The sequence below is a fragment of the Streptomyces sp. NPDC046379 genome (assembly GCF_055587785.1).
Genome location: NZ_JBVJFP010000007.1, coordinates 117,299 through 143,516, shown reverse-complemented (window position 1 = coordinate 143,516; position 26,218 = coordinate 117,299). Strand labels below are relative to the sequence as shown.

Annotated in this window: 30 protein-coding genes; 14 read left to right on the top strand and 16 right to left on the bottom strand. The window is 74.1% G+C overall.

Going from position 1 to position 26,218, the window contains the following annotated elements; translation table 11 throughout:
* Nucleotides 1–97: 97 nt before the first annotated feature.
* On the bottom strand, nt 98–1,873 hold the full coding sequence (locus ACZ6KF_RS14880) for a VWA domain-containing protein (RefSeq protein ID WP_469238610.1): 1,776 nt from the start codon (nt 1,871–1,873) through the stop codon (nt 98–100).
* Between the two features lie 259 nt (nt 1,874–2,132).
* Between ACZ6KF_RS14880 and ACZ6KF_RS14875 the strand changes: the two genes are divergently transcribed.
* A complete protein-coding gene (locus tag ACZ6KF_RS14875; RefSeq protein WP_356631426.1) occupies nt 2,133–4,202 on the top strand; it encodes a PhoX family protein in 2,070 nt (689 codons plus the stop codon).
* A 159-nt stretch (nt 4,203–4,361) separates the two neighbouring features.
* Here ACZ6KF_RS14875 and ACZ6KF_RS14870 read toward each other — a convergent pair whose 3' ends face one another.
* Entirely contained in the window at nt 4,362–5,159 is a 798-nt protein-coding gene (locus ACZ6KF_RS14870; RefSeq protein ID WP_356631424.1) for an alpha/beta fold hydrolase, read from the bottom strand.
* 77 nt (nt 5,160–5,236) lie between these two features.
* Here ACZ6KF_RS14870 and ACZ6KF_RS14865 point away from each other — a divergent pair, with 77 nt between their 5' ends.
* On the top strand, nt 5,237–6,655 hold the full coding sequence (locus tag ACZ6KF_RS14865; RefSeq protein ID WP_469238608.1) for an aminotransferase-like domain-containing protein: 1,419 nt from the start codon (nt 5,237–5,239) through the stop codon (nt 6,653–6,655).
* Here the strand turns inward: ACZ6KF_RS14865 and ACZ6KF_RS14860 are convergent.
* A complete protein-coding gene (locus ACZ6KF_RS14860) occupies nt 6,561–7,481 on the bottom strand; it encodes a hypothetical protein (RefSeq protein WP_469238606.1) in 921 nt (306 codons plus the stop codon). The two genes, ACZ6KF_RS14865 and ACZ6KF_RS14860, sit on opposite strands and share 95 nt — an antisense overlap.
* A 540-nt stretch (nt 7,482–8,021) precedes the next feature.
* Nucleotides 8,022–8,528: a hypothetical protein gene (locus ACZ6KF_RS14855; protein ID WP_356631418.1), complete on the bottom strand. Its 507-nt coding sequence runs from the start codon at nt 8,526–8,528 to the stop codon at nt 8,022–8,024.
* A gap of 345 nt (nt 8,529–8,873) precedes the next feature.
* Here ACZ6KF_RS14855 and ACZ6KF_RS14850 point away from each other — a divergent pair, with 345 nt between their 5' ends.
* From ACZ6KF_RS14850 to ACZ6KF_RS14840, 3 genes are all read left to right on the top strand, one after another.
* Nucleotides 8,874–10,022 (top strand): PP2C family protein-serine/threonine phosphatase, encoded by a 1,149-nt coding sequence (locus tag ACZ6KF_RS14850; RefSeq protein WP_469238736.1) that lies wholly within the window; start codon nt 8,874–8,876, stop codon nt 10,020–10,022.
* Nucleotides 10,023–10,104: 82 nt separating this feature from the next.
* Entirely contained in the window at nt 10,105–11,175 is a 1,071-nt protein-coding gene (locus ACZ6KF_RS14845) for a hypothetical protein (RefSeq protein WP_469238604.1), read from the top strand.
* Nucleotides 11,176–11,365: 190 nt separating this feature from the next.
* Complete coding sequence (locus tag ACZ6KF_RS14840) at nt 11,366–12,181, top strand: mechanosensitive ion channel family protein (RefSeq protein WP_356631412.1); 816 nt, start codon at nt 11,366–11,368, stop codon at nt 12,179–12,181.
* 67 nt (nt 12,182–12,248) lie between these two features.
* Here the strand turns inward: ACZ6KF_RS14840 and ACZ6KF_RS14835 are convergent, their stop codons facing one another.
* Together ACZ6KF_RS14835 and ACZ6KF_RS14830 are read right to left on the bottom strand one after the other, a co-directional pair.
* Nucleotides 12,249–12,584 carry a DUF6401 family natural product biosynthesis protein gene (locus tag ACZ6KF_RS14835; RefSeq protein WP_356631410.1) on the bottom strand — a complete coding sequence of 112 codons (336 nt, stop codon included), beginning with the start codon at nt 12,582–12,584 and terminating at the stop codon, nt 12,249–12,251.
* 58 nt (nt 12,585–12,642) lie between these two features.
* Complete coding sequence (locus ACZ6KF_RS14830) at nt 12,643–12,834, bottom strand: hypothetical protein (protein ID WP_469175674.1); 192 nt, start codon at nt 12,832–12,834, stop codon at nt 12,643–12,645.
* A 192-nt stretch (nt 12,835–13,026) separates the two neighbouring features.
* Here ACZ6KF_RS14830 and ACZ6KF_RS14825 point away from each other — a divergent pair, with 192 nt between their 5' ends.
* Nucleotides 13,027–13,701, top strand: a complete 675-nt coding sequence (locus tag ACZ6KF_RS14825) for a GAF and ANTAR domain-containing protein (RefSeq protein WP_356631408.1) — start codon at nt 13,027–13,029, stop codon at nt 13,699–13,701.
* 32 nt (nt 13,702–13,733) lie between these two features.
* Here ACZ6KF_RS14825 and ACZ6KF_RS14820 read toward each other — a convergent pair whose 3' ends face one another.
* Nucleotides 13,734–14,516 (bottom strand): hypothetical protein, encoded by a 783-nt coding sequence (locus ACZ6KF_RS14820; RefSeq protein WP_356631406.1) that lies wholly within the window; start codon nt 14,514–14,516, stop codon nt 13,734–13,736.
* Nucleotides 14,517–14,608: 92 nt separating this feature from the next.
* Entirely contained in the window at nt 14,609–15,583 is a 975-nt protein-coding gene (locus tag ACZ6KF_RS14815) for a nucleoside hydrolase (RefSeq protein WP_469238602.1), read from the bottom strand.
* A gap of 178 nt (nt 15,584–15,761) precedes the next feature.
* Between ACZ6KF_RS14815 and ACZ6KF_RS14810 the strand changes: the two genes are divergently transcribed.
* Nucleotides 15,762–17,417: a glycoside hydrolase family 13 protein gene (locus tag ACZ6KF_RS14810; RefSeq protein ID WP_356631402.1), complete on the top strand. Its 1,656-nt coding sequence runs from the start codon at nt 15,762–15,764 to the stop codon at nt 17,415–17,417.
* A 339-nt stretch (nt 17,418–17,756) separates the two neighbouring features.
* Here the strand turns inward: ACZ6KF_RS14810 and ACZ6KF_RS14805 are convergent, their stop codons facing one another.
* Nucleotides 17,757–18,254: a hypothetical protein gene (locus ACZ6KF_RS14805; RefSeq protein ID WP_469238600.1), complete on the bottom strand. Its 498-nt coding sequence runs from the start codon at nt 18,252–18,254 to the stop codon at nt 17,757–17,759.
* A gap of 76 nt (nt 18,255–18,330) precedes the next feature.
* Nucleotides 18,331–18,519: a hypothetical protein gene (locus tag ACZ6KF_RS14800; protein WP_469158828.1), complete on the bottom strand. Its 189-nt coding sequence runs from the start codon at nt 18,517–18,519 to the stop codon at nt 18,331–18,333.
* Between the two features lie 137 nt (nt 18,520–18,656).
* Here ACZ6KF_RS14800 and ACZ6KF_RS14795 point away from each other — a divergent pair, with 137 nt between their 5' ends.
* Genes ACZ6KF_RS14795 through ACZ6KF_RS14785 form a run of 3 tightly spaced genes read left to right on the top strand, consistent with a single transcriptional unit; the run spans nt 18,657 to nt 20,115 of the window.
* Nucleotides 18,657–19,028 carry a sortase-dependent protein gene (locus tag ACZ6KF_RS14795; protein WP_469238598.1) on the top strand — a complete coding sequence of 124 codons (372 nt, stop codon included), beginning with the start codon at nt 18,657–18,659 and terminating at the stop codon, nt 19,026–19,028.
* Nucleotides 19,025–19,627, top strand: a complete 603-nt coding sequence (locus ACZ6KF_RS14790) for a class F sortase (protein WP_469238596.1) — start codon at nt 19,025–19,027, stop codon at nt 19,625–19,627. Before ACZ6KF_RS14795 ends, ACZ6KF_RS14790 begins: the two co-directional genes overlap by 4 nt.
* On the top strand, nt 19,624–20,115 hold the full coding sequence (locus tag ACZ6KF_RS14785; RefSeq protein ID WP_469175668.1) for an RNA polymerase sigma factor: 492 nt from the start codon (nt 19,624–19,626) through the stop codon (nt 20,113–20,115). The genes ACZ6KF_RS14790 and ACZ6KF_RS14785 overlap by 4 nt, the downstream gene beginning before the upstream one ends.
* Before the next feature lie 105 nt (nt 20,116–20,220).
* Here ACZ6KF_RS14785 and ACZ6KF_RS14780 read toward each other — a convergent pair whose 3' ends face one another.
* Entirely contained in the window at nt 20,221–20,514 is a 294-nt protein-coding gene (locus ACZ6KF_RS14780) for a hypothetical protein (protein WP_469238594.1), read from the bottom strand.
* 297 nt (nt 20,515–20,811) lie between these two features.
* Between ACZ6KF_RS14780 and ACZ6KF_RS14775 the strand changes: the two genes are divergently transcribed.
* From ACZ6KF_RS14775 to ACZ6KF_RS14765, 3 genes are all read left to right on the top strand, one after another.
* Complete coding sequence (locus ACZ6KF_RS14775; protein WP_257542945.1) at nt 20,812–21,015, top strand: cold-shock protein; 204 nt, start codon at nt 20,812–20,814, stop codon at nt 21,013–21,015.
* A gap of 176 nt (nt 21,016–21,191) precedes the next feature.
* A complete protein-coding gene (locus tag ACZ6KF_RS14770) occupies nt 21,192–21,458 on the top strand; it encodes an SCO5918 family protein (protein ID WP_356631390.1) in 267 nt (88 codons plus the stop codon).
* A gap of 104 nt (nt 21,459–21,562) precedes the next feature.
* On the top strand, nt 21,563–21,784 hold the full coding sequence (locus tag ACZ6KF_RS14765; protein WP_356631388.1) for a DUF4287 domain-containing protein: 222 nt from the start codon (nt 21,563–21,565) through the stop codon (nt 21,782–21,784).
* Nucleotides 21,785–21,806: 22 nt separating this feature from the next.
* Here ACZ6KF_RS14765 and ACZ6KF_RS14760 read toward each other — a convergent pair whose 3' ends face one another.
* The 5 genes from ACZ6KF_RS14760 to ACZ6KF_RS14740 all read right to left on the bottom strand — a co-directional run bounded on the left by ACZ6KF_RS14760 (nt 21,807) and on the right by ACZ6KF_RS14740 (nt 25,078).
* Nucleotides 21,807–22,178 (bottom strand): helix-turn-helix domain-containing protein, encoded by a 372-nt coding sequence (locus ACZ6KF_RS14760; protein ID WP_356631386.1) that lies wholly within the window; start codon nt 22,176–22,178, stop codon nt 21,807–21,809.
* Nucleotides 22,179–22,456: 278 nt separating this feature from the next.
* Nucleotides 22,457–22,780 (bottom strand): SCO5918 family protein, encoded by a 324-nt coding sequence (locus ACZ6KF_RS14755; RefSeq protein WP_356631384.1) that lies wholly within the window; start codon nt 22,778–22,780, stop codon nt 22,457–22,459.
* 17 nt (nt 22,781–22,797) lie between these two features.
* The gene (locus tag ACZ6KF_RS14750; protein WP_469158823.1) at nt 22,798–23,058 is read right to left on the bottom strand and encodes a CBS domain-containing protein; all 261 of its coding nucleotides are present in this window, start codon (nt 23,056–23,058) and stop codon (nt 22,798–22,800) included.
* Nucleotides 23,055–24,629 (bottom strand): DEAD/DEAH box helicase, encoded by a 1,575-nt coding sequence (locus tag ACZ6KF_RS14745; protein WP_356631382.1) that lies wholly within the window; start codon nt 24,627–24,629, stop codon nt 23,055–23,057. The genes ACZ6KF_RS14750 and ACZ6KF_RS14745 overlap by 4 nt, the downstream gene beginning before the upstream one ends.
* Nucleotides 24,630–24,874: 245 nt before the next feature.
* Nucleotides 24,875–25,078, bottom strand: a complete 204-nt coding sequence (locus ACZ6KF_RS14740) for a cold-shock protein (RefSeq protein WP_356631380.1) — start codon at nt 25,076–25,078, stop codon at nt 24,875–24,877.
* Nucleotides 25,079–25,610: 532 nt separating this feature from the next.
* Here ACZ6KF_RS14740 and ACZ6KF_RS14735 point away from each other — a divergent pair.
* Complete coding sequence (locus ACZ6KF_RS14735; RefSeq protein ID WP_356631448.1) at nt 25,611–26,201, top strand: lytic polysaccharide monooxygenase auxiliary activity family 9 protein; 591 nt, start codon at nt 25,611–25,613, stop codon at nt 26,199–26,201.
* The last annotated feature ends 17 nt before the right edge of the window (nt 26,202–26,218 follow it).

Sequence of the window (26,218 nt, the reverse complement as noted above, 5' to 3'; positions counted from 1 at the left end):
TTGAGGGGTGGAAGGGGCGGCCTTCTCTTGTGGGGGCCGGGGCCGGGGGCTGGTGACCAGGGCCGAGGGCTGGGGCCGGTGACTGAGGGCTGGGGGCCTACGGGCGCCAGTTCGCCAGGATGCCCTCGTACAGCTCCGCGTCGGTGAGTTCACGCGGGGTGGGGCCCGCGTGGAAGAAGGCGGTGTTGCCCGTCTTCAGCTTGCGGAGGTAGTCGAAGGCCTTGTTGTCGTGCTCGCCGAACGCGACGAACGAGAAGAAGACCTTGGGGTGCTTCTTCGCGGCGTCCGTGAGGGACTGGGTCGCCGGGGTCTTGGCGTCCGGCGCGCCGTCGGTCTGGAAGACCACGAGGGCGGGGGTGCGGGGGGCCGTCCTGCGGTGGTGGGCCACGACTTCCTCGACGGCGACGTGGTAGCTCGTACGTCCCATCCGGCCGAGGGACGCGTGCAGGGTGTCGACCTTGTCCTCGTGATCGTCGAGGGTCAGCTCGCCGGTTCCGTCCAGCTCCGTGGAGAAGAAGACGACGTGCACCTCGGCCTCGGGGTCGAGGTGCGCGGCCAGAGCCAGGGTCTGCTCGCCGAGTGCCTGGGCGGAGCCGTCCTTGTAGTACGGGCGCATGGAGGCGGAGCGGTCGAGGACGAGGTAGACCTTGGCGGTGGTGTCGGTGAGGCCGTGGGCGGCCAGGGCGCTGGCTGCGGCGGAGTGGGCGGTGGTGAGGGTGGGGGGGATGGCGGGCGGCTCGGCCTCGGCTTCGGTGTCGTTCCCACCCGCACCACCCGTGCGGGATGCGTCGTCGGGTGCGGGTGGCCCCTGCGGGGCGGACTCGCCGTCGGCGGCTGCGGGCTCCGGGGTGGTCGGGGCTTCGGCCTCCGGCGCGGAAGCGGGCTCGGGCCCGGTTTCCGGCCCGGTTGCGGGCTGGGCTTCCGGCTCGGCGTCCGCCGTCGGGTCGGCCTCAGCCGCCGTCTCCGGCTCCGTCTTCGGCTCAGCGGCAGCTTCCGGCTCAGGCGTCGGCTCCGCCGCCGTCTCCGTCTCCGGCTCCGTCTCAGCCGCAGCCTCCGGCTCAGGCGTCGGCTCCGTCTCAGCCTCCGGCTGCTCCGTCGTCGGCTCCGGCTTCTCGGTGGGCGTCGGCTCGTCGGCGGGCGTAGGCGTGGGCTCCTCGGCGGACTCGGCGTCCTTCGCCGCCGCGGGGGTCGGCTCCTCGGCGGGCGCGGCTTCCCCGGTCGCCTCGGGCTCCGGGGCGGCGGCGGGCGCCGGCTCCTCCTCCGCCGTCGGCGTCTCCGGCTCCGCCGCCGGCTTCGGCGCCTCGACCGTCGCGGGCTCGGGTTCCTGTTCCGGCGCCGCGGAAGCCTCGGGCCCGGACTCCGGGGCCCCGGTCTTCGCGGGCTCCGGCTCCGGCTCGGTCTTCAGGGCCTCGGCGGGCACCGGCTCCGGGGTCTCCGGGGTCACCGGCTCCAAGACCTCGGCCGCCGCAGGGGTCGGCTTCTCCTCCGCCGTCTCCGCCGCCTCGGGCTCCGGCTTCTCGGTGGTCGCGGCCACGGGCGCCTCGGCCGCCGCCGGGGCCGGCTCCTCCGCTGCCGCCGGCGCCGGGGGCTCGGTCGGGGCGTCGGACTCCGGGGCCGTCCTCGGCTCCGGCTGTTTCGGGACCGTCACCTTGTCGAAAGCCGCCGCGACCAGTTCGTGCTCCTCGCGCCGCTCCCGCTCCTCGCGCTCCGCACGCCCTTCGGCCTCCGTGCGCTCCTCGCGCTCTTCGCGCTGTTCGGGCAGCCGAGGGGTGGCCTCCGGCTGCTCGGGCGACCCCGGGGCACCCTCTGCCTCGGCCGTCCGGCCCTTGCGTGACCGGCCGAATGCGTTCCGCAGGAGAGTGAGAATGCCCATGTGCGCAACCCTTCGCGTGAGTTGATGCCCGTGAATCCCTGGCCAGGACGGACACGTAAGGTTAGCGGTCTCTGGTGGCGATCTTGGGGCGGGTGGGGGCGGGACCCGGGGTTCCGTCAAGGCGGCATCGCGCCAGAACGCCAATCGCCGTAAGGCCACCCCCACTTCACCTGTCGTTCACTCGATCGCCCCGCTCCCGCACAAACGTGCTCCTACCGTCCGTCACGCTGGATACAAGGGGAAGCAAGGGGAGTAAAAGGTGCGCATACCGCTGCCGATCATCAAAACCTCGAATGGCTCACACCCGGGTGGCCGATCCGCCCTGACCTGCCGTTTCCGCTGTGGTGACGCCTGCTTCCACGAGGTGCCGAACACCACCGCCAACCCGTACGTCGGCGACGTCATCGCCGGCGCCCTCAGCCGTCGCAGCGTCATGCGCGCCGCCGCCGTCGTCACGGCGGCCGCCGCGGCCGGCACCGCCGGTGTCGCCGCCGCCCCGCAGGCCGAGGCCGCGCCCGCCGCCGGCCGGCACGGGGCCGGCAGCGCCAAGGGCGCCCGCGGTCTGCGCTTCGCGCCCGTCGCGCCGAACACCGCCGACGCCGTCACCGTCCCCGAGGGCTACGGCCAGAACGTCGTCATCCGCTGGGGCGAGCCGATCCTGCGCGGCGCCCCCGCCTTCGACCCGGAGAACCAGACCGCCGCCGCCCAGGCCGGCCAGTTCGGGTACAACTGCGACTTCCTGGCGCTGCTGCCCCTGCCCGGCGAGCGAGGCCGGCAGATCCTCGTCGCGAACCACGAGTACACCGACGAGATCCTCATGTTCCGCGACTACGACGCCGCGAACCCCACCAAGGAGCAGGTGGAGATCGCCTGGGCCGCCCACGGCCTGTCCGCCGTCGTCGTCGAGGGCGACCGCCGCACCGGACGGCTCACCCCCGTCCTGCGCCACCCCCTCAACCGGCGCATCACCGCCACCACCGAGTTCCGGATCACCGGCCCCGCCGCCGGCTCCGACCTGCTGAAGACCTCCGCCGACCCGACCGGCACCAAGGCCCTCGGCACCCTGAACAACTGCGCCGGCGGCGTCACCCCCTGGGGCACCACGCTGCACGGCGAGGAGAACTTCAACCAGTACTTCGCCAACAGCAGCCGCCCGACCGACAAGCGGTACGGCATCGGCACCGGCGCCACCGAACGCAAGTGGGAGCGTTTCGACAAGCGCTTCGACGTCGCCCAGGAGCCCAACGAGGTCCACCGCTTCGGCTACGTCGTCGAGCTGGACCCGTACGACCCCGACTCCACCCCCCGCAAGCACACCGCGCTCGGCCGCTTCAAGCACGAGGGCGCGACCGTGCGGCTCACCGACGACGGCCGCCCGGTCGTCTACTCGGGCGACGACGAGCGCTTCGACTACTTCTACAAGTTCGTCGGCAGCAAGCGGATGAAGAAGGGCTCGAGCCGCGCCGCCCGCGAGCACAACCTCTCCCTGCTGGACGAGGGCACCCTCTACGTCGCCAAGCTCACCGGCGACTCCCCCGCCATCGAGATCGACGGCACCGGCAAGCTGCCGGCCGACGGCGAGTTCGACGGCAGCGGCGAGTGGATCCCGCTGGCCACCGCGACCGCCGACGGCGCCGTCAGCCACGTCGAGGGCATGACCGCCGAGGAGGTGTTCGTCTTCACCCGTCTCGCCGGTGACAAGGTCGGCGCGACGAAGATGGACCGCCCCGAGGACATCGAGCCCAACCCGCACACGGGCAAGGTGTACCTGGCCCTGACCAACAACTCCAACCGCGGCGTCGGCGCGAACCCCAAGGCGGACGAGGCCAACCCGCGCAACGCCAACAAGCACGGCCAGGTCCTGGAGCTGACCGAGCGCTGGAACCGCGCCGACAGCACCAGGTTCGCCTGGAGCCTGTTCCTCGTGGCCGGCGACCCGAACGACCCGGCCACCTACTTCGCCGGGTTCCCGAAGGACCAGGTCAGCCCGATCTCCTGCCCGGACAACGTCGCCTTCGACCCGTACGGCAACCTGTGGATCTCCACCGACGGCGCCCAGCTCGGCTCGCACGACGGCCTCTTCGGCGTGGCCACCCGCGGTGAGCGGCGCGGCGAGCTGAAGCAGTTCCTGACCGTGCCGATCGGCGCCGAGACCTGCGGCCCGATCATCCAGGACCGCCGCGTCGTCGTCGCCGTGCAGCACCCCGGCGAGATCAACGGCGCCACCGTCGACAACCCCGCCAGCGCCTGGCCCGACGGCCCCGGCAAGATGGTCCGCCCGGCGGTCGTGGCCGTCTGGCGCAAGGACGGCTGCGACGTCGGCGTCTGACGTCCGTCCCGCGGCGTCCTACGGCGTCCGCCGACGTTCGGCCGCCGGCGTACGGCGTCCGTCCGGCGACCGTCCGACCGCGGTTCGCGGCTGAGTGCCGCACACCGAACCGGGGCGCCCCCATCCCACCGGGGGCGCCCCCTCGTCGTACCGCGACCGCTACGCGTCCTCGTCCTCGGTGTCGACCGCGGCCAGGAACGCTCCCAGGACCGCGTTGAACTCCTCCGGCCGTTCCAGGTTCGGCATGTGGGCGCATCCCTCGATCACCCGCAGCTCCGCCTCCGGCAGCAGGGCGTGCAGGGAACGGGCCTGGTCCACCGGCGTGAACTCGTCGTCCGCGCCGACCACCACCAGCGCGGGAACCGTCACGCGGGTCAGCAGGTCCCGGTAGTCGGGGCGCTCCGCCCGGCCGCGCAGGGCCGCCGCGGCGCCCTCCGGCGAGGTGGCCGTCATCATGCGGTGGACGTGCGCCTTCACGGCCGGGTCGGCGTAGGGGGCGACCATCTTCTCCAGGACCTCGTCGGCATAGCCCCGCATGCCCTCCCGCAGCAGCCTCTCCGCCGCCGCCCGCCGGGCCTCCCTGCCCTGCTCCGTCTCCGCCTCCGCGAAGGTGTCGGCGAGGACCAGGCCCCCGATGCGTTCGGGGCCCCACTGGCGGTAGCACTCCATCGCGATCTGCCCGCCCATCGACAGGCCGGCCAGGACGAACCGCCGCACCCCGAGATCGTCCAGCAGGCCGCCGACGTCCTCGGCGAACCGGGACAGCGGCGTGACGCCCGGGGTGACCGGGGACATGCCGTACCCGCGCAGGTCGGGAGCGATCACCCGGCGGCTCGGTGCGAACGCCTCGGTCTGCGGGGCCCACATCGTGCGGTCGAAGGGGTGGCCGTGGACGAGGACGAGCGGAAGCCGTGAGGTATCGGTGCCTTTGTCCTCGTATGCAAGGAAGGGTGCCATGGAGGCGACCCTAGGGCGGCCCAACTTCTCGGTGCAATAAGATCTTTGCCCTCGGTGCAATGTGAGGGCGGGGAGGCATGGCGGACGGCGACTTCCGGCGGATCGCCGACCGGATCGCCGGTGACATCGCCTCCGGGCGGCTCGCGCCGGGGCAGCGACTGCCGCCCCAGCGGTGGTTCGCGCGCCGGCACGGCATCGCCGCCTCCACCGCCGGGCGCGTCTACGGCGAACTCGTGCGGCGCGGGCTGGTGGTGGGCGAGGTCGGACGCGGCACGTTCGTACGGGCCTCGCCGGTCGCCGCGGGGCAGGCACGGGCGCTGGTCGAGGCCGCCGGGGCCGACGCCGCGCCGGTGAGCGGCGAGGGCGCCGGGACCGTTCCCCTGATCGGCCAAGCCGTCGGCGCCGGTGCCGCACCGGTGAATCTGCAGCTGAACTACCCCTCCGCGCCGGGGCAGTCGGAGCTGCTCGCCCCCGCCCTCGGGCCGCTGCTGCGACCCGACGTGCTCGCCGAGGCGCTGCGGCCCGCCGCCGCCACCGGCACGCCGTCCGCCCGTGACGCCGTCGCCGGACTGCTCGCGCTTCCCGGCTGGCGGCCCGGTCCCGGGCAGGTGGTCTTCACGGGCAACGCCCGGCAGGCCATCGCCGCCGTGCTGGCCTCCCTGGTCCGTCCCGGCGGCCGGGTCGGCGTGGAGGAGCTGACGTATCCCCTGGTCAAGGAGATCGCCGGCCGGCTCGGCATCACGCTGGTGCCGCTCCCCTCGGACGCGGAGGGACCCCGCCCGGACGCCGTCGCCGCCGCCCACCGCACCGCCCCGCTCTCCGCGCTCTACCTCCAGCCCGCCCTGCACAACCCGACCTCGCTGCGCACCTCCCCGGACCGGTGCCGCGAACTGGGCGAGACGGTCGTGCGGTTGGCGCTGCCCGTGGTGGAGGACCGGATCTGGTCCTTCCTGCACGACGACGACGCCGTGCCGGTGGCCGCCCACGCGCCCGACCTGGCGCACGTGGTCGACGGGCTGTCCAAGCGGGTCGCGCCCGGGCTGACGGTCGGCTTCGCCGTCGTGCCGCCGCGGCGGGTGGAGGCCGTGGGGGCGGCGGTGCGCTCCGGAGGGTGGAGCGCGGGGCGGTTCGCGCTGGAGGCGGCCGTGCGGTGGATCGCCGACGGGACCGTGGAGTCGCTGGTGGCGGCCAAGCGGGAGGACGCGCGGCGGCGGCAGCGGCTGGTCGCCGCCTGTCTGGAGGGGTTCGCCGTACGGGCCGACCCGCGCGCCTATTTCGCCTGGTGGGAGCTGCCCGCACCGTGGCGCGCCGACACCTTCACGGCCGCCGCGGCCGAGCACGGCATCGCCGTCACGCCGGGTACCGCCTTCGCCGTCGATCCGCACCGCACGCCGGATGCCGTCAGGCTCGGGCTCGCGTCGGCCGGGGTTCCGGAGCTGGAGCGGGCGCTGCGGACGCTTGCCGGCGTTGCGCGAGCGGGGCGCACCGGCCGCTGAGCCAGGCCGCGCCGGCCACCGCGAGGCCGAGGGCGAGGAGCAGCCAGGACGCCGTGCGCAGGCTCGCGGTCAGGGCGTCGTAGACCGCGCCGGCGGCCGGGCGGGAGACGTCGGCGGGGACGTCGGACAGGGTCAGCCGGCGGCCGACCGCGACGGCGAGGGCGAGCAGCGCGCCGCCCAGGGCCGTGCCGAGGGCGGTCGCGGTGAGCGCGCGGCGGCGCCGGGTCGCCAGCGCGATGCCGGCGACGGCGCAGGCGACGGCCGCCGACGGGAGCCAGAACGCGGCGACTTCGAGCATGTGGAAACCCTTCCTCAGCCGGTCCAGGTCCCGCTCCGGCAGCACGGAGATCTCAGTGCGCTCGACGGGGATGCGGTCCGCCAGCGGCACGTTCTCCGCGGACAACCGGTGTTTGATCTGCGCGGTCACGGGCGCGAGGTCGACCGTCACCGGGCCGCTCGCCCGGTGGTCGTCGCGCAGGGCGCTCAGCACGGCGTCGTGCGTGACCCGGTTCGCCGCGTCCCAGCCGGCGCGGAACGCCTCCGTACGGGTGAACGAGTGGATCGCGTCGTCCACGAAGGAGCGCAGGGGAGTCGGCATCGGCAGCGTGCCCCGGACCTCGGCGGCCACGGTCCGGGCGACCTCCTCGCGGACGGCCGGATCACAGGCCAGCGGCGCCATGGCGCGGACGTAGCGCCCGGTGTCGGTCAGTCCGTACGCCGCCCACGCCGCCACCGTGCCGAGCGGCGCGAGCAGACAGCACAGGGCGATCAGCGTGGCCGACACGGTGTCGCGGCGGCGCCGGGGGCGTGGGGGACGGGAGGACACGCCTCCAGCGAAGGCCGCCGCGGCGGGGGCGGCGAGCGGGACGCCGCCGAACGGGTGGTCCGTGAGGGGGGACTGGCTCGGGAGGTCCCCAGCCACGCTCGGGGGCGGCTCGGAAGTCCGAGTCGCGAGGACTGCTCGGGCCGTCGAGCTGCGGGTTCTCGCCTCCGGTGGAGGGTTCGCCCGAACGGGTGTTTCCTGGTGGGGAGGGATGAGGGAAAGCGAAGGACCCCGGCCCACCCCGCCGGGGTCCACGCATGTCCGGAAGCCCGGGAGCCGGGAAGTCCGGGGGTCCGGGGAAGTCCGGAGGTCCGGGGAAGCCGGGGAGTCCGGGAGCCGGGAAGTCCGGGGGGCCGGGGAAGTCCGGAGGTCCGGGGAAGCCGGGGAGTCCGGGAGCCGGGAAGTCCAGAGGTTCGGGGAAGCCCGGGAGTCAGGGAGTCCGGGAGTCCGGGAGCCGGGAAGTCCGGAAGCCCGAAAGCCCAGGAGCCCGGGTGACCGGCGCCCCGGATGACCGGAGTCGCCGGTACGGCCGGTGCGCCGGGTTCAGGGACGTCGCCGGTGACGTGGGGAACGGCGCTCGTCGGCCCCCGCGTCCGCGTCCACGTTCGGGCGTGTCGTGTAGCGGTAGTACAGCGCCGCGAAGACGCCTGCCCCCACCAGCAGCGCCAGCACCGTCGAGCGCAGCACCGACATGCCGGACAGGCTGAACAACAGGCCCAGCGTGGTCGCGGCGAACGCCGCCCACATCACGGCGTGCCGGCCCTCGCTCAACCGCGGAACGAGCGCCCGCAGGGCGACGTAGGCGACGATGAACACGAGCGCCGTGACGAAGCCGAACAACAGGTTCCAGCCGGTGATCGGGCCCGCCTCGCGGCGGTTGGCCGCCGCCCAGTAGCCGTAGACCAGCCCGAGCGCCACGGGCCAGGCCCACGCGGCGGCCCGGTGCACGCGCGGGCCGAAGACGTCGGGTGGGCGGGCGCGGTCGGACGGGCGGGTGCGGGCGGGGCCGGTGTGACGGCCGCGGCCGGAGGACGGTAGCGCTTGAGCCATGGACAGCACTCCTCTCTCTCCTCGCCCCCGCATTCCAGGGCACACCCCGGGCGCACGGGCGGCAAGTCGGCCCCTGCCGTGCCGCGCGCGCCGCCCGGACCGCCCGCGGCACCTGGACCGCGCGCGGAGCCCGGACCGCCGGTGGCGTCCGCCCCGCCCGTGGTGTCCGGCGCGGTCCCGGACGGGATGCGCGGTCGGCGGGCGCGTGCTTCCCTGGGCGGCATGAAGCCCGTTTCGCCGGGACTGGAACGCATGAGGCCCGGGCGCCGCGGCGAAGGCGGGAGCCGGCGGCTGCCCGGCCGCCTTCGGCAGGCCGACCGGTACTCCGTCGGCGGCGGGTCTTCCATGGGCGGGCGGTATGCCGTCACCGGGCGCGGGGACCTCGTGCGCCAGCCGCCCGTGCTGCGCGTGCGCGGCCGCAGCGTCGCCTGGGTGCCGCCGCTGCTGCTGAGCCTCGCCATCGCCCTGATCGACGTCAACACCCCCGGCGACTTCCGGATCGTCTCCTGGATCGTGCTCGTCCCCGGCATCGCCTCCGCGATCTGCGGGGTGTGGGGCACGGCCGCGTTCGCGGTGATCGGCCTCGTCACCTACGTCGCCCTGGACGGCGCCTGGCCCAACGAGTACCGGGCCGGGCTGCCCGACTTCATCCTGGTCGCCGTCGGCGGACTGCTGGCCACCGCCGCGTGCGCCGTACGGGTGCGCGCGGAGCGGCGGATGGTGCACATGCGGGACATCGCCGAGACGACGCGCGGAACCGTGCTGCGCCCGCTGCCCGACGGGTGGGGCGGCCTCGACCACGCGGAGGTGTACCTCGCCGCGGACAGCGAGGCGCGCGTCGGCGGCGACTTCTACGACATCCAGCCCGGCCCCCACGGCACCCGGGTCCTGGTCGGGGACGTGCAGGGCAAGGGGCTGGGCGCGGTGGAGACCGCGGCGGCGCTGCTGGGGACGTTCCGCGAGGCGGGGTACCACGAGGCGGAGTTGTCGGTCGTCGCCGAGCGGCTGGAGGTGCGGCTGCGGCGGCACCGGGAGCACATGGCCGCGCTGGGCCGCGAGGGCGGCGACCGGTTCGCCACGGCCGTGCTGATCGACTTCCCGGCGGGCGTGCGGGACGCGGTGGACGTCGTCAATTTCGGACACGAGCCGCCGCTGGTGGTGGGGGAGGCGGGGGTGCGGGCCCTGCCGGCCGGTGAGGGGCTGCCGCTGGGATTCGGCGAACTCGCCCCGGCGGGCCGGACGGTGCCGCCCGTGCGGAGGTTTCCGCTGGCCCCCGGGGAGACGCTGCTGCTCACCACCGACGGGGTGACGGAGGCGCGCGGTGCCGACGGCGGGTTCTATCCGCTGGTCGCCGAGGTGACCCGGCGGTTCGCGGCGGACCCGCGGCCGGCCGGACCCCGGCAGCTGGTCGCCTTCGTCCGGGACGGGGTGCTGGGGCACTGCGACGGGCGCCTCCGGGACGACACGACGGTGTTCGCCGTGCGGCGGGCGTGAACGTCATTGCCCGCAGGGCGTGGGTGCCGCCCGCGGTCAGCGGCTACGGTGGCGGTACGTGATCGACAGGGGAGGGGAAACCATGCCCGGAACCGTGCTGCTGCTCGCCGCCTCGCCCGTGGGCAAGGGCCGGTTGGTGGACGCCGCGGGCGTGCTTCCGGTGCTCGCGGCGGTCGCGCCGGGCGTGCTGGCCGGCGCCGAGACCGCCAACGTCGTGGAGCTCGCCGACCCGCTGGAGCCGCAGGCCGTGCTGACCCGGCTGCGCGCCGCCGCCACCGCGCCCGGACCGCTCACCGTGTTCGTCACCGGCCAGGTCCAGCTGGACCGCCGCCAGAGCCTGCCCCACCTCGCGCTGGCCCGCACCACGCCCGCCACGGTCCGCTACACGGCGTTGCCCTGGCACTGGTTCCGGGAGGAGCTGCGGCTGCGCCCGCCCGGCACGACCACCCTCTTCGTCGACCTGCACGCCGACGCCGACGCCTGGGAGGTGCTCGCCCGCGCCCCGCTGGACGCCGGGACCAACGCCGCCCTCTACGGACGCGTCGCGCCCCCGCCCTCCCGGCGGGCGGTCGGCGGACCGGCGTACATGAAGGCCGTCGCCACGATCCTGCGCAGCGGTCACCGCCCGCCCGTCGAGCAGCTCCACCAGCAGGCGCTGGCCCGGCTGGCCGGCGAGGAGAGCGTCGTCGGCCTGGTGCTCGCCGCGCGGCCGCCCGCGGTGAGCGACCCGCACGCCGCGATCACCGCCGCCGTGCAGGCCGGCCGGCACGCCGACGCCGACGGGCTGGCCGAGCGCTGGGAGCAGGCCGCCGTACGGGCGCACGGGCCGGCCTCCGAGGAGGCGCTGCACTGGGCGGAGGTCCGCGCCGACCTGGCGATGTTCGCCGGCGACGCGGTCCGCAGCTGCCGCACCTGGCTCCACGTCGCCGCCGTCCGGCTGGCCGCCGGGCAGCCGCCGGACGCGCCCGCCGTCGAGGCCGCCGTCGACCGGGCGCACCACCAGTGGGGCGAGGTCCGCGACCGGTCCGCCGCGCGGGAGCTGGGCACGGCGCTGGTGGAGCTGCGCGGCCGGGTGCCGGGCCGGCGGGAGGGCGCGCTGGAGCATGTGCGCGGCCAGCTGCGGCAGCTGGAAGGGCTCCAGGCGCAGAGCTGACCGGACAGCCGCCCGCGGAGCCGATCACCGAGCCGAGCGCGGGCGTGTGCTTCCGCGGAGGGCGCGCGGGCGTACGGCCCCGGGAGCGCACCGGTTCCACCCGTTCGGCGGTGTCCACCGGGCCGCTCGCCGAGCGCGCTGCTATCCACGAAGGAGGGGTCGTCCGTACCCGACGAAGGAAGTGCAGCGCATGGCCACCACTTTCTCCACGAGCTCCACGAGTCTGTCCATCGACTTCACCTCGGGAATCAACGACGCCTGGTCGAGGATCGCCACGTTCGTGCCGAAGCTCGTCGGCTTCCTGGTGATCCTGGCCATCGGCTGGTTCGTGTCCAAGATGATCGCCCGTGTGCTGGACCGGGTCCTGCGCAAGGTGGGCTCCGAGCGGCTGTCGGAGCGGGCGGGCGCGTCGCGGATGCTGAGGGAGTCCAAGTACGACCTGACCGGCATCGTCTGCAAGATCGTGTACTACGCGCTGATGCTGATCACCCTCCAGCTGGCGCTGGGCGTCTTCGGCACGAACCCCGTCAGCCGGATGATCGACGGCATCGTCTCCTGGATCCCGCGCGGCATCGTGGCCGTGGTGCTGATCGTGGTGGCCATGGCCATCGCCAACGCGGTGCGCGGGATCGTGCAGAGCGCGCTGTCCTCGATGTCGTACGGCCGCACGGTCGCGACCATCGCCTGGGCCTGCATCGTCGGCCTCGGCGTGATCGCCGCCCTGGGCCAGGCGGGCATCGCGGTCGCCGTGACGCAGCCGGTGCTGTACGCGGCGCTGGCCGCGGCGGCGGGCATCCTGATCGTCGGCGTCGGCGGCGGCATGATCATGCCGATGCGGCAGCGCTGGGAGCGGTGGCTGGACACCGCCGAGCAGGAGACGGCCCGCGCGCGGGGCGGCGCCTCGGCCTACCAGGCGGGGCGTGAGGACGCGATGTCGAACCAGCCGGCGCGGGAGCGCACGGACATGCCGGGCCGCACGGACCGGCCCGGGTCGACGGGCATGTGACCCGCCGGCCGCCGGGGCCGTGTGCGGGCCTGCCCTCCCGGGCCGGAGAGGGGTCTCCCGGTTCCGGCTAGGACAGGCCCCGGCCCTGTGCCGGGGAGTCGTCCTCGGTGAGCAGGCCGTGCCGGTGGACCAGCCAGCTGATGGCGGTCAGCCGGCACACCGCGTAGTCGTGGCCGACCGGCTCGCGCCAGTCCAGCTCCTCCAGGGCGTCCAGGAAGCCGAGGGCGTAGTCGGCGAGGTCCTCCCGGTGCGGCGGACGCGGGACCAGGCCGGAGCCGTTCGCCGACAGGCGGTCCCTGACCTCGGCGACGTGCTGGTCGACGGCGGCCGTGAAACCGGGTTCGAAGGCGAACTCCGCGAAGCGGGGCGCGAACGCGCTGCTGATCCTGGCCAGGGCAGACATGCCCTCCACGCTAAGGGGGCCGCGGCCGTGCCCGGTCCCGGATGCGCGGAGATTTCCGTCACGGGCCGCCGCCCGCGGGAGAGGCCGTACGGCGCCCCTCGCCCGCCCGCTCCACCGGTTCCGGCGCCTGCCCGGGCCCCGCACCGGCCGCGGTGACCAGGGCGAGCGTGGCGAAGACGGCGGCGGCGACGGCACGGGCGTAACGGGCGGTCGGGCTGGGGCGGGTGACGGATGTGGGGGGTCCGAACACGGCAACCTCATCATGACTGCGACGTGACTGCGGTACGAGTGCGACATGAGTGCGAAGGATCGAGCCTCACCCCAAGCTAGGGGTCCCGGGTCCCGCCCGGAAGAGGTCCAGGCCACTCGGGGCCGCCGGTTTCGGTGCGGGGGCCACGGGTAGTCGGCCCTCGTTTCCGGCCTGCCGGTGGAGGGAGTGACCGTGCGGCCCAGAGACGAACACGAGGACATCCCGAGGAGGCTGTGCCGTGTCGCGGTCCGCGTCCTGCCCGTGAGCTGCGCGAGCGTGTCGTTGTGCCACGACGGCATGCCCGTGCCGCTGAGCGCCAGCGACGACCGGGCGGCGTACCTGATGGAGATCCAGGCCACCCTCGGCGAGGGCCCCTGCCTGCACGCCGCGCGGACCGGCGGCCCGGTGATCGCCGCCGACCTGACCGGCGGCCGGGACGCCGGGCGCTGGCCGGTCTTCGCCCAGCAGGCCACCGAGGTCGGCGTCCGGGCGGTGTACGCGCTGCCGCTGCACGACGACGCCGGCTGCGTCGGCACCCTCGACCTCTACCGCGACACCCCCGGCGGGCTCAGCCCCGAGGAACTGCGGACGGCGACCCTGATGGCGGGCGTGATGACGAACGCGCTGACGGTGCTGCCGCTCGGTGAGGTGAGCGGGGACCGCTCACCCGACCGGCCCTGGCTCAGCGAGCTGGCCACCGAGCACGACGAGGTCTACCAGGCCGTCGGCATGATCATGGCGCAGCTCGGCGTCGACGCGGACGAGGCCCTGGCCCGCCTGCGCGGGCACGCGTTCGCGCAGGGCAGGACGGTGCTGGTGGCAGCGCACGAGGTGGTGACCCGCAGGGATCGGTTCGAGCGGGACTGACGGGCCGGCGAGGCCGAGGGCGGACGCATCCCTCACACCTGTACCCGCCCCTGCCGGCGCACCTGCGCCAGCCGCTCGGCGCCCAGTTCCGCCGCCGCCCGGGTCACCTCGGCGTAGACCTCGCCCAGGCCGCCGTTGGTCAGGGCGAACGCGTCCTCCCCGACGCGGACCGCCACGACGTCCAGGGTGAGGGTGACGGGCTCGCCGTCGTAACCGCGCTGGTCCTGCGCCCGCACGGTGACCCGCAGGCCCTGGCGGGCGTCCCCCACCTCCGGCAGGTCGGCCTCCTCGACCTCGACCCCGCGCCGGGCGCCGCCCGCGGTGGTGGCCGTGAACTTCGCGCAGGTCCGGGGGAGGGTCCTCAGCCAGGCCAGGGTGTCGTCCACGTCCCGGGGCGGCCGGGAGGTGACCTGGTAGCGCAGCTGCGCCTCGTCCCAGCCGTCGTCCAGCCCGACGACCGCGCGGGCGGGCGCGCCGAGCAACTCCTCGGCGTACAGCACGTCGAGCAGCCGCCGGCAGTCGGGCAGGTTCGCCGGGACGCCCGCCTTGAGGAAGCCGTCCCGCCAGGTCGCCGCGCCCTCGGTCGGGGCCCACGGCTCGCCGAGATCCTTCTCCGTGATGAGGGCGGCCCTCGCCTGGGCCTCGGTGAGGCTGGGCGGCGCGCTGGGGGAGGCCGGCGAGGCGGGCGCGGACGACACGGGCGCCGCCGGCCGTCCCTCCCGAGCGATCTGCTCCCCGCCCGTGGAACAGGCGCTCAGCATCCCCGCCGACAGCACAGCGGCGGCGATCGCGCGGGCGGCCGGAACGCGTTCCATCGAGGGTGCCTCCAGGGGGACGTGCCGACGGGGTCACGTCCACGGCATCACCCCGCGCCGCCGGCGGCCAGCGCGGCGGCCCGTCCGGGTGATCACCCGTGCGCCGGGTGTCCCTCCACCGTCGTCAGGAACAGGTCGACATAGCGCCGTACGTCGACGTCCAGGGCCACGTCGACGAGGGGCTGGGGACGGACGCCCTCGTGGATCTCGGACTCGCCGGGGCGGGGCCGGCGGTCCACGACGGTCTGGCCGCGGGCCGGGCCCGGCGCGAGGCAGATCTCCACCGGGAGGAGTTCGGTGGTGAGTCCGGCCGGGTCGGCGACCGCGCAGACCGCGCCCGCGTCGCCGAGACCGCCCGCCGGCTCGTCCTCCGGGTCGGAGCCGGGCGTGGCGGGGCGGTGGGAGAGCAGGTCGCCCGCCAGACGGGCGCCCGGCTCGGTGCTCGCGCGCAGCCGCCGCACGTCCGCCGACGGCACGACGACCCGCTGGAACACGTCGAGCCCGTACATCGTCGTCGGCACCCCGGCCGTGAGCAGGATCGCGGCGGCCTCCGGGTCGTGCCAGACGTTGAACTCGGCGACCGCCGTCGCGTTCCCCGTGGCCACCGCACCGCCCATGAACACGATCCGCTCGATGCCCCGCACCACCTCCGGGTGGGTCCGCAGCAGCAGGGCGATGTTGGTCAACGGCGCCGTGGGAATCAGGGTGACCGGGCGCGGGGAGGCGAGGATCTCGCGGCGCAGCAGGGTGACGGCGTCCACGTCGGCCGGGCGGCGGGCCGGGGCGGGCAGACCGAGGTCTCCCATGCCGTCGTGGCCGTGGACGTGCCGGGCCGAGCGCGGCGCCTCGATCAGCGGCCGTTCGGCGCCCCGGGCCACCGGGACGCCGGGCGCGCCGGCCCGCTCCAGCACGGTGAGGGTGTTGCGGACGACGCCCGTCACATCCGTGTTCCCGGCGACGCAGGTCACCGCCCGCAGATCCAGACGCGGGTGACGCACGGCGAACAGCAGGGCCAGGGCGTCGTCCACGCCGGTGTCACAGTCGATGATCACGGGGATTCGCTCCACGGGGGGACCTTATGACGCGGCGTCTGTTTCCGCCCGGTCCGCCACCGGGGCGTGCCGCGTGACCGCCACCGGGGCGCCCCGCCGTCACCGCGACCGCGCGCCTGCCCCCCGATGTTCGCTTTTCCGGCCAAGTGGACAGATTCTCTGTGTTCTGTCCGCCCTCTGTTACGGAGACCGCGTGCCCGATCTCTCCCCGCAGAATCCCGACTGGTGGCGCCAGGCCGTCATCTACCAGGTCTACCCCCGCAGTTTCGCCGACGCCGACGGTGACGGCCTCGGCGACCTCAAGGGCGTCACACGGCGGCTGACCCATCTCGCCGCGCTCGGCGTCGACGCCCTGTGGCTGAGCCCCTTCTACCCCTCCGAACTCGCCGACGGCGGCTACGACGTCGCCGACTACCGCGACGTCGACCCGCGCCTGGGCACCCTGGACGACTTCGACGCGATGGTCGCCGAGGCGCACCGGCTCGGTCTGAAGGTCATCGTCGACGTCGTCCCCAACCACACCTCCCACCAGCACGTCTGGTTCCAGGAGGCGCTGCGCGCCGGCCCCGGCTCGGCCGCCCGCGACCGGTACGTCTTCCGCGACGGACGCGGCGGGAGCGGCGAACTGCCGCCCACCGACTGGCAGTCCGTCTTCGGCGGCAGCGCCTGGCGGCGCGTCCCGGACGGGCAGTGGTACCTCCATCTGTTCGCCCCCCAGCAGCCCGACCTCAACTGGGAGAACGAGGAGGTCCGCGCCGACTTCCGCACCACCCTCCGGTTCTGGTGCGACCGCGGCGTCGACGGCTTCCGCGTCGACGTCGCCCACGCCCTCGCCAAGGACCTGAGCGAGCCGCTGCGCGACCTGGGCGCGCCCGAACTGAGCGACGAGGCCGCCCTCGCCACCCTGCCGCCCGGCAGCCACCCCTTCTACGACCGCGACGAGGTCCACGAGATCTACCGCGACTGGCGCAAGATCCTCGACGCCTACTCACCGCCCCGCATGGCCGTCGCCGAGGCCTGGGTCCCGGGCGTCCGCCGCGCCCTGTACGCCCGTCCGGACGAACTGGGCCAGGCATTCAACTTCGAGTACCTCAAGACCGGCTGGGACGCCGGCGAACTGCGCCGGGTCATCACCGCTTCCCTCGCCGACGCGCGCGCCGCCGGCGCCTCCGCCACCTGGGTGCTGTCCAACCACGACGTCGTCCGCCACGCCACCCGGCTGATGCTCCCGCCCGGCACCGACGACAACGCCTGGCTGCTGACCGGCGGCCGGGCCCCCGCGATCGACACCGCCGCGGGACTGCGCCGGGCCCGCGCGGCCACACTGCTGATGCTGGCGCTGCCCGGTTCGTCGTACGTCTACCAGGGCGAGGAACTGGGCCTGCCCGAGGTCGCCGACCTGCCCACCCAGGTGCTCCAGGACCCGATCTGGGAACAGACCGGCCACACCCGCAAGGGCCGCGACGGCTGCCGGGTGCCGCTGCCGTGGACGACGACCGGTCCCTCGTACGGCTTCGGCGCGGGCGGCGCGTGGCTGCCGCAGCCGCCGGAGTTCGCGTCGTACGCCGTCGAGGCGCAGGACGGGGTGGAGGGATCGACCCTGGAGCTGTACCGCGCGGCCCTGCGGCTGCGGCGCAAGCTGCTCGACGGGGAGGAGCTGGCCTGGGCCGACCCCGGCGACACCCCGCCCGGCGTGCTGCACTTCACCCGCTCGCCCGGCTGGCGGTGCGTGACGAACCTGTCCGGCGCCTCCGTGCCGCTGCCCTCCGGCGAGGTCCTGCTGAGCAGCGCCCCGCTGGACGAGGACGGACGGCTGGGGCCGGACACCACCGTCTGGCTGGGCCGGTGACCCACTCGCCGGCCCGGCCCTGACCTGCCGCCGCCCGGGGCTGCCCGGACCGTGTGACCGGATCGTCGCAGCTCACCGGTGCGAGGAGGCCGCGGGCACGGGCCCCGGGCGGCGAGCGCCGGATGGCGGAGCGACCGGAGGCCGCCGTGGCGCTGCACGAGCGGTGTGCACCGGGGGGGGAGGACCCAGTGCGCACGGAGGACGAGGCGGGTCCCCGGCGCTGATCCGGCTGATCCGGCTAATCCGGCTGATTCGGACGACCGGGACCGCCCGGTCGCGTCCTGACGGGCTGACCCGGACGGCCGGGACCGCCCGGTCGCGCCCTGACCGGGCGGTGGCTCAGTGGCGCACCGCCCGTGCCACTTCCGCGCGCACCTCGCCGGACAGGTCGTGGGTGCTGCGTGCGGTGGCCCGGCCGGTCTCGCCGGGCGGGACGTCGGAGACGGTGACGACGACCGTGTCACGGAACGCGCCGTCCGCGTTCTTGAAGTCGACCTGGACGGTGAAGGACCTGCGGTCCCCGGTGGTGTTGCGGGCGCCGACCTCGACGGTCGTACGGCCGTCGCCGTCGGTGGCGGGCTTGCCCAGGGTGACGTCCTTCTTGGCGTCGACACCGTCCTTGACGTCCTCGAACCTGCGCCCCGCCTTCGCGGTCGCCGACGCGAGCGCGTCCTGACCGCGCGACGCCGCCGACTCCGCGGCCGAGGCGGCCCTGCTCGCGACGTTCCCCGGGGAGTCCTCTCCGGAGCACCCCGCGACCCCCGCCGTCACCGCCAGTACCAGCACCACCGCCGGCACCGCCTCGCCGACCGCCCAGCGCCTGCGCCGTCCGGCCATGTCGCCTCCCTGGAGTCGTGAGTACGCCTTCCCCCAGTGAAGTGCGGACCGTGCGGGGCGGCCACTCGACGCGCGCTCAGCGCTTCAGCGCCCGGTAGCGCCTCATCAGCCCGGTGATCCGCTCCCGGTCCCCGGCGCCGTTCGGCTCGGCGAGCAGGTCGTCCGGGCAGACCTCGTAGAAGTCGCCCCACCGGCCGCGGCGCCGGTTGTCGCGGATGCGGTAGCCGCCGGGCACACCGCGAGCGACATCACCTCGTCCGCCCATACCGATCCCGCTCCCTCCCCTTCGCGACCCCCGTCCGAGGATGCCCGCCCTCCTCGCCTTTGCGATTCTTTTACAACCCGGCGCCCCGTTGCCTCGTCTCTCCGCTCGACCGCACCCCAACGAAGGAGAACGACCCCATGCGCCGCACCGTCCTCACCGCCGTGGCCCTCGCCGCCGCCCTGCTCACCGGCGCCGCTCCCGCGTTCGCCGACGACCCGACGGTGGCCCCCACGGCTCGGCCGAGCGCCGTGCCCAGCACCGCGCCCAGCCCGGCCGCCCCGAGCGGCGAACCCACCGAGGCCCCCAGCCCGGCCCCGAGCGGCGAACCCACCGAGGCCCCCGCGACCGACGACGGCCAGGTGTCCGTCGTGCCCGAGGGAGCCCCCGACACCGGGGCGCCCGCCTCCGGCGGCGGCGGAAACCTGCTCGGCGGGGGCGTCGTCGCGCTGGCCGGGGCCGGCGGCGCCGCGTTCCTCGTCGTGCGCCGCCGCCGGGCGACCGGGGCATGAGCCTTCTGTCCCGGCGCGCGTTCGCCACGGCGGCGACGGCCTCGCTGCTCACGGGCTGCGGGGGCGGCGGGCGACGGGAACACCCCGCCGCCCCCGCAGCCCCGACAGCCACCGGTGACCGCCCCGACCGCCCGACCCCCGGCGCCCGTCCCGTGCCCGTCCGGCTGCGCATCGCGGCCATCGGCGTCGACGCCCCCGTCATCGCCCTCGGACTGGCGCCGGACGGGACGGTCGAGGTGCCGCGGGTCACGGCCGACGATCCGGTGGGCTGGTACCGGCACTCGCCGCCGCCCGGCCGCGTCGGTCCCTGCGTTCTGCTCGGCCACGTCACCGTCGGCCGCCACGGCGACGGCGTCTTCCGCCACCTCGCCCGGCTGCGGCGCGGCGACGGGATCACGGCGGGCCTGGACGACGGCACGGCCCCCCGGTTCACCGTCCGCGCCGTGCGCACGGTCGCCAGGGCGCACTTCCCGTCCGACGCCGTCTACGGCGACACCCGCCGGCCCGAGCTGCGGCTCATCACCTGCGCGGGGCCCCGTACCGGCGACGGATACCGGGACAACGTGATCGTCTTCGCCGCCGCGGCGGGAGAGCGGTGAAACGGTCCCGTGACAGGGCGGCGTCCGAACTGTTCGCCGTCCTCTACCCCCGCCTGGCCGGCTGGTGCCGCCGCCTCGTGGACGACGACGAGACGGCCCACGAGATCGCCTCGGAGGCGTTCACCCGGCTGTGGGCCCGCTGGACGAAGGTCGAAGAGCCCCGCGGCTTCCTCTACGTCACCGCCGCCAACCTGGTGCGCGACCACTGGCGCAAGCTGGAACGCGAGCGCCGGGCCGTCCACCGGGCCACCTCCGAGGCCGCCGTCCGCCCCCACGCCGAACCGGCCGACCCCTCGGTACGGCTCCTGGTGCAGTCGCTCCCCGAACGGCTCCGGGTGCCGATCCTCCTGCACTATTACGCCGACATGCCGATCCGGGACGTGTCCGCGCTGACCGGGCGCAAGGAGGGGACCGTCAAGGCCGACCTGCACGCGGCCCGAGAACTGCTGCGCGTCCATCTGAGGAGGAGCCTTGACCACACGTCTTGACGGAGATTGCGGAGATTTCGGGCTCCCCTCCGAGGACGACCCGCTCACAGTGCTCCTGCGGGCGGATTCCGGCCACCCCGGTCACCTCGGCCCCCCGCCCGGCCGCTACGAGGCGATCCGCCGCGCCGCCTCCCGCCGCCGGCTGCTGCGCACCGCCGTCGGCGCGGCGGCGACCTGCGCCGCGGCCCTGCTGATCGCGCTGCCACCGCTGCTGTCGGACGCCGCGAGGCCCCCTTCCCCGACGGTCCCGCTGGCACCGCCGACGCCACCGGCGCCCGCGAGCACGTCGTCTCCGTCGCCGACTCCCGATCCGTCGTCACCCACGGAGGCGCCGTCCGCCGAGCCGTCCGCCGGACCGTCCACCCGGCCGTCCGACCGGCCGTCCGCGGGGCGGCCCACCGGGCCGCCCGCAGGGCAGTCGACGGGGCCGTCCGCGACGCCCTCGCCGATGCCGGAAATCTGATGCGGGCGGCACAGATATTCACCGGACGCCGGAAAAGTTTTATTGCCTCAATTAGGTCTTCGGCCTTCCGTGTGATTTATCCCCCGTGCCTTCGGCGGCATTCATGCTAGGCTCGACGTCAGTTGCAGTTGTGGTTGCCATTTGAGTTACCGGTTTTTCCGGGCAGGTGATCATCGCAGCGGATGAGAAGGCCCGCACAGTGCGGGCCTCCAGCACTGCCTAGGAGTTTTGATATGGCCACCGGTACTGTGAAGTGGTTCAACGCGGAAAAGGGCTTCGGCTTCATCGCGCAGGACGGCGGCGGCGCCGACGTCTTCGCCCACTACTCGAACATCGCCACCCAGGGCTTCCGCGAGCTGCAGGAAGGCCAGAAGGTGACCTTCGACGTCACCCAGGGCCAGAAGGGCCCGCAGGCCGAGAACATCGTTCCCGCCTGACGCGTCCGAATCCCGTGCGGTATTCACCTCGTCCGACGCGACGAGGCGTGACGTCACGAACGTCGCCTGAATTCCGCATGAGCTGACGGCTTCACAGGGCCCGCACCCAGGGTGCGGGCCCTGTCCGTTTTCCACGATCGGCTCCCCCGACCGGCCCCGACCCTGGTGAGGCACCCATGCGCTGTGTGATCGCCCATTACCCGTTCGAACTGGTGAAGTCGGAGGTCGAGGCGTCCATGCACGGCGTCGCCCCCGAACCCGCCACCGGCGCCTGCGTCGTCATCGGCCGGCAGGTCTACCCGGTCAAGCAGGTGGGCGAGGTGATCACCCGGCAGGACCGCCGCGACTTCACGGCGTTCGAGATGACCAGGGCGCTCACCCGACTGGGCTTCGCCTGCCACACGGCGCCCGCCCCTCAGCCGTCCCCCGAACCGGGTCTGTGACGACGTCGGCCCGCTTCCCGCGGAACCGATGACTTTCCGGCCGTCCCCCGGTCTTCCCTCACGGCACACCTCGTGACGTGAACACCAGGGAGAGGACGACCGCCATGAGCGCACCGGTGAAGGGCCCCGCGAGCTACTTCCCGTCGATCGAGAAGAAGTACGGCCGCCCGGTCGCCGAGTGGAAGACGCTGATCCGCGCCTCGCCGCTGGTCAAGCACATGGAGCTGGTCGCCTGGCTCAAGGCCGAGCACGGCCTGGGCCACGGCCATGCCAACGCCCTGGTGGCCCACACCCTCGCCGAGGACTCCGCCGACCGCGGCAAGTGAGCACCGGGGGCGCGAGCGCGGCTCAGTGCGCGCCGGCGTCGTCCGGCCCCGGACCGCCGGGCGCCTCGCCCCGCTGGGCGTTCACCGCGCGGCGGTACTCCGCGTTGATGCGCTGGGCCTCCTCCAGCTGGTCCTCGAGGATCACGATGCGGCAGGCCGCCTCGATCGGCGTGCCCCGGTCGACCAGCTCCCGGGCGCGTGCGGCGACCCGCAGCTGATACCGCGAGTAGCGGCGGTGCCCGCCCTCCGAGCGCAGCGGGGTGATCAGACGAGCCTCCCCGATGGCGCGCAGGAAGCCCGGGGTGGTGCCGAGCATCTCTGCGGCCCGGCCCATCGTGTAGGCGGGGTAGTCGTCGTCGTCGAGTCGATCGCTGAGCGGAGAATCTGCTGTCATGTCACCTCGTAGTGCAACGCGTCCAGGGGCTCTGATGCCGTAACGGCGCCAGAGCCCCGTACGAATTCAACACCATCCGGGGACCTTTCCTTCCTTCCGCAGCTCAGATTTTCGTTCCCCGACGGCCCCGCGACAGTCCTCGGACGGCCTCCCGACGCCCCGCGACGCACTTCCGGCAGCCCTCCCGCCGCGGCCCGGGACGCCCCGCCCGACGGTGGCCGGACAGCGGCGAGGGCCCTGCCGACGCGCGTCGGCAGGGCCCTCGGTAGGTGCGCCCTCTAGGCGTCCAGGGGCTCGGGGTCGGCGGTGCCGAGCAGCGCCGAGGCGGTCTGGAGCGGGGTGAGGGCGGGTGCGGCCGGCACGGCCTCGGGGTGCGGGTGACAGGTGAAGCCGAGGCGGGCCATGGCCCGGACGACCTCGCCGGCGGAGAAGTCCCGGCGGTCCTGGCGGGTGATGACCTCGCCCACCTGCTTGACGGGGTAGCGGCGGCGGCCGATGGTCACCGACTCAGCGGTGACGAGTTCGGGCGTGACGCCCTTCATGGACTCCAGCACACCGGTCTTGGTCAGATCGAACGGGTACCGGGCGATGACGCAGCGCATGATGCCTCACAGGGGGATCACAGGGGGAGAGGGGAGAGAGCGGGGACCGGCCGGGCGAGGACGTCCCGCAGCCGGGTCCGGTCCGTGCAGTCGGCGCCGGCGCGCAGGGCGGCGAGCTCGGCGAGGGTCACCGAGCCCGTGCACTCGTCGTCCCCGTCGCACACCAGCAGCCGTTCGACCCGGGCGCCGACCATGACGGACAGGGCCACCTCGACGGTCATGTCGTCGAGGACGCGCGGGTCCGGGCTGTTCCGGTCGTCGATGAGGGTCACGTTCACGCCGCCGGGTCGGAGACGGTCCGGCGCTGCGGCCTGCGGCGGGCCGCCTCGCCGGCGGGACGGCCGCCGGTCTGGCCGCCGCGTCCGCCCTGGCCCCCGGCCTGGCCGCCGCCGCTCTGCGCCGGGCCGCGTCCGCGACGCCCGCGGGAGGACGACGAGGAGGAGGCGGAACGCCGGGGGCGCTCCGCGACCGGCGCCGTGATGACGACCGGCACGCCGGAGGGGGCCTGCGCGCCGGTGATGCGGCTCAGCTCGGCCTCGCCGGAGCGGACCGCGGTGACGACCGGGGAGATCCCGGCCGCCGCCATCAGCCGGCTCATGCCGCGCCGCTGGTCGGGCGTGACCAGGGTGACGACGACACCGGACTCGCCGGCCCGGGCGGTCCGGCCGCCGCGGTGCAGGTAGTCCTTGTGGTCGCTGGGCGGATCGACGTTGACGACCAGGTCGAGGTTGTCGACGTGGATGCCGCGCGCGGCGACGTTCGTCGCGACCAGCACGGACACGTGACCGCTCTTGAACTGGGTGAGGGTGCGGGTGCGCTGCGGCTGGGACTTGCCGCCGTGCAGGGCCGCCGCCCGGACGCCGTTGGCAAGCAGGTGCTTGGTGAGCCGGTCCACCGCGTGCTTGGTGTCCAGGAACATGATCACCCGGCCCTCGCGCGCGGCGATCTCGGTGGTGGTGCGGTGCTTGTCCGTGTCGTGCACGTGGAGCAGGTGGTGCTCCATGGTGGTGACCGCGCCGGCCGAGGGGTCGACCGAGTGCACCACCGGGTCGTTCAGGTAGCGCCGGACGAGCAGGTCGACGTTGCGGTCGAGGGTCGCGGAGAACAGCAGCCGCTGACCGTCGGGGCGTACCTGGTCGAGGAGCGCGGTGACCTGGGGCATGAAGCCCATGTCGGTCATCTGGTCGGCCTCGTCGAGGACGGTGATGGCGACGTCGTCGAGCCGGCAGTCGCCGCGGTCGATGAGGTCCTTCAGCCGTCCCGGCGTGGCGACGACGACCTCGGCGCCCGCGCGCAGGGCGCTGGACTGGCGGCCGATCGACATGCCGCCGACGACGGTCGCGAGTCGCAGCCGCAGGGAGCGGGCGTAGGGAGTGAGCGCGTCGGTGACCTGCTGGGCCAGCTCGCGGGTGGGCACCAGGACCAGCGCGAGCGGGCGACGGGGCTCGGCGCGGCGGCCGTCGGTGCGGGCCAGCAGCGCGAGACCGAAGGCCAGCGTCTTGCCGGAGCCGGTGCGGCCGCGGCCGAGGACGTCACGGCCGGCCAGCGAGTTCGGCAGCGTCGCCGCCTGGATCGGGAACGGCACGGTCACGCCCTCGTGGCCGAGCGCGGCCAGCAGCCCCTCCGGCATGCCGAGGTCCGCGAAGGACTCGACGGCGGGGAGGGCGGGGGTGATCGTCTGCGGCAGGGCGAACTCGCCGTGCACGGCCGACTGGCGGCCGCCGCCGTAGCCGCCCTTGGAACCGGAGCGGCGCGGGGCGCCGCCGGAGCGTCCGGCGGAACCGGAACCACCGGCGCCGCCGCGGCTTCGGGTACGGGTGTAGCGATCGTTCGTTCGTACGCGGTTCATGCAGAACCTTCCTTGATATGGCACGTATCAAGGAATTTCCGCAGCGAAGGAACAGCGCGGAGAATCGCAAGAACGAGCCGGATGACGAGGGCCGGATCGGAATGCGGAGATGTCCGGGAGGAGATCTCCGGGTGTTTCTTTCCGTCGGGGGCAGCCGGCGTGCCCCGAAAAGCAGCGAGCTGGGGCCCGCACCCCAAGGTGCGGGCCCCAGCTGCGAAGTAACGCGTCAGTGTGATGCGTCAGAGTCAGGCGGGAACGATGTTCTCGGCCGTCGGGCCCTTCTGGCCCTGGGCGATGTCGAACGTGACCTTCTGACCTTCCAGCAGCTCACGGAAGCCCTGGGTGGCGATGTTCGAGTAGTGGGCGAAGACGTCGGGGCCGCCGCCGTCCTGCTCGATGAAGCCGAAGCCCTTTTCCGCGTTGAACCACTTGACGGTGCCGGAAGCCATTTGTTTCTCCTTCGGGACGGTGCTCGGAGCGGACCCTGTGCCCGCTCCGGTCGCCGTGATGATCAACCCGTCGGACAAACCTCTAGGCAACCACAACTGCAACTGAGAACGACACTAGCATGCCGTGTTCGGCGGAGCCCGGCGGACAATTCGCCGCCGGGTGCTGCCCGGGGAATATTCCCGGCGGCCGGTATCGATTTCTCATGTCGCCGGAACAGATATTGCTCCGCTCCGGTCGCAGCCTTCCCGGCGCGGGCGCGGGCCCGCGCGCGTGACCTCCCCCGATGCCGTCGGGGCGGCGGGACAGGGGTCGGCGTCGGAGGCGCCGTACCGAGACGAAGGCCACACTTGGTGATCGTTTCGAAAGTGTCCTGTTTTAGGTGTTGCCGGTGTGGCGTGGGGCCCTCAGCCTGGCTTTTGGGAGCGCTCCCATGGATTCCCCCCACTCCCCACCCCCACTGGAAGGAGGGAGACCGTGTTGCGCCGTACCGCGACACCTCTCCTCAGCGCCCTCGCGGCCTTTCTGCTCTTGATGATCCCCTGGAGCGGCACCGCGACGGCCCACGGGTCGGTCGTCGACCCGGCGTCCCGCAACTACGGTTGCTGGCAGCGCTGGGGCAGCGACTTCCAGAACCCGAACATGGCCCAGCAGGACCCCATGTGCTGGCAGGCATGGCAGTACAACCCGAACGGCATGTGGAACTGGAACGGCCTCTACCGCAATGGTTCCGGTGGCAACTTCCAGGCGGTGGTCCCCGACGGCCAGCTGTGCAGCGGCGGCCGGACCGAGGGCGGACGCTACAACTCCCTGGACTCGCCGGGCGCGTGGAAGATGCAGGACGTCGGCAGCAACTTCACGATCAAGCTGCACGACCAGGCGAGCCACGGCGCCGACTACCTCCTGGTCTACGTCACCAAGCAGGGCTTCAACGCCACGACGCAGCCCCTGAAGTGGAGCGACCTCGAGCTGGTCAAGCGCACCGGCAGGTACGCGCCGAGCCAGAACTACCTGGTCGACGTGAGCGCCTCGGGCCGTAGCGGCCGCCACATCGTCTACACGATCTGGCAGGCGTCGCACATGGACCAGACGTACTTCATCTGCAGCGACGTCAACTTCCGGTAGCAGCCGGCCGACGTCGC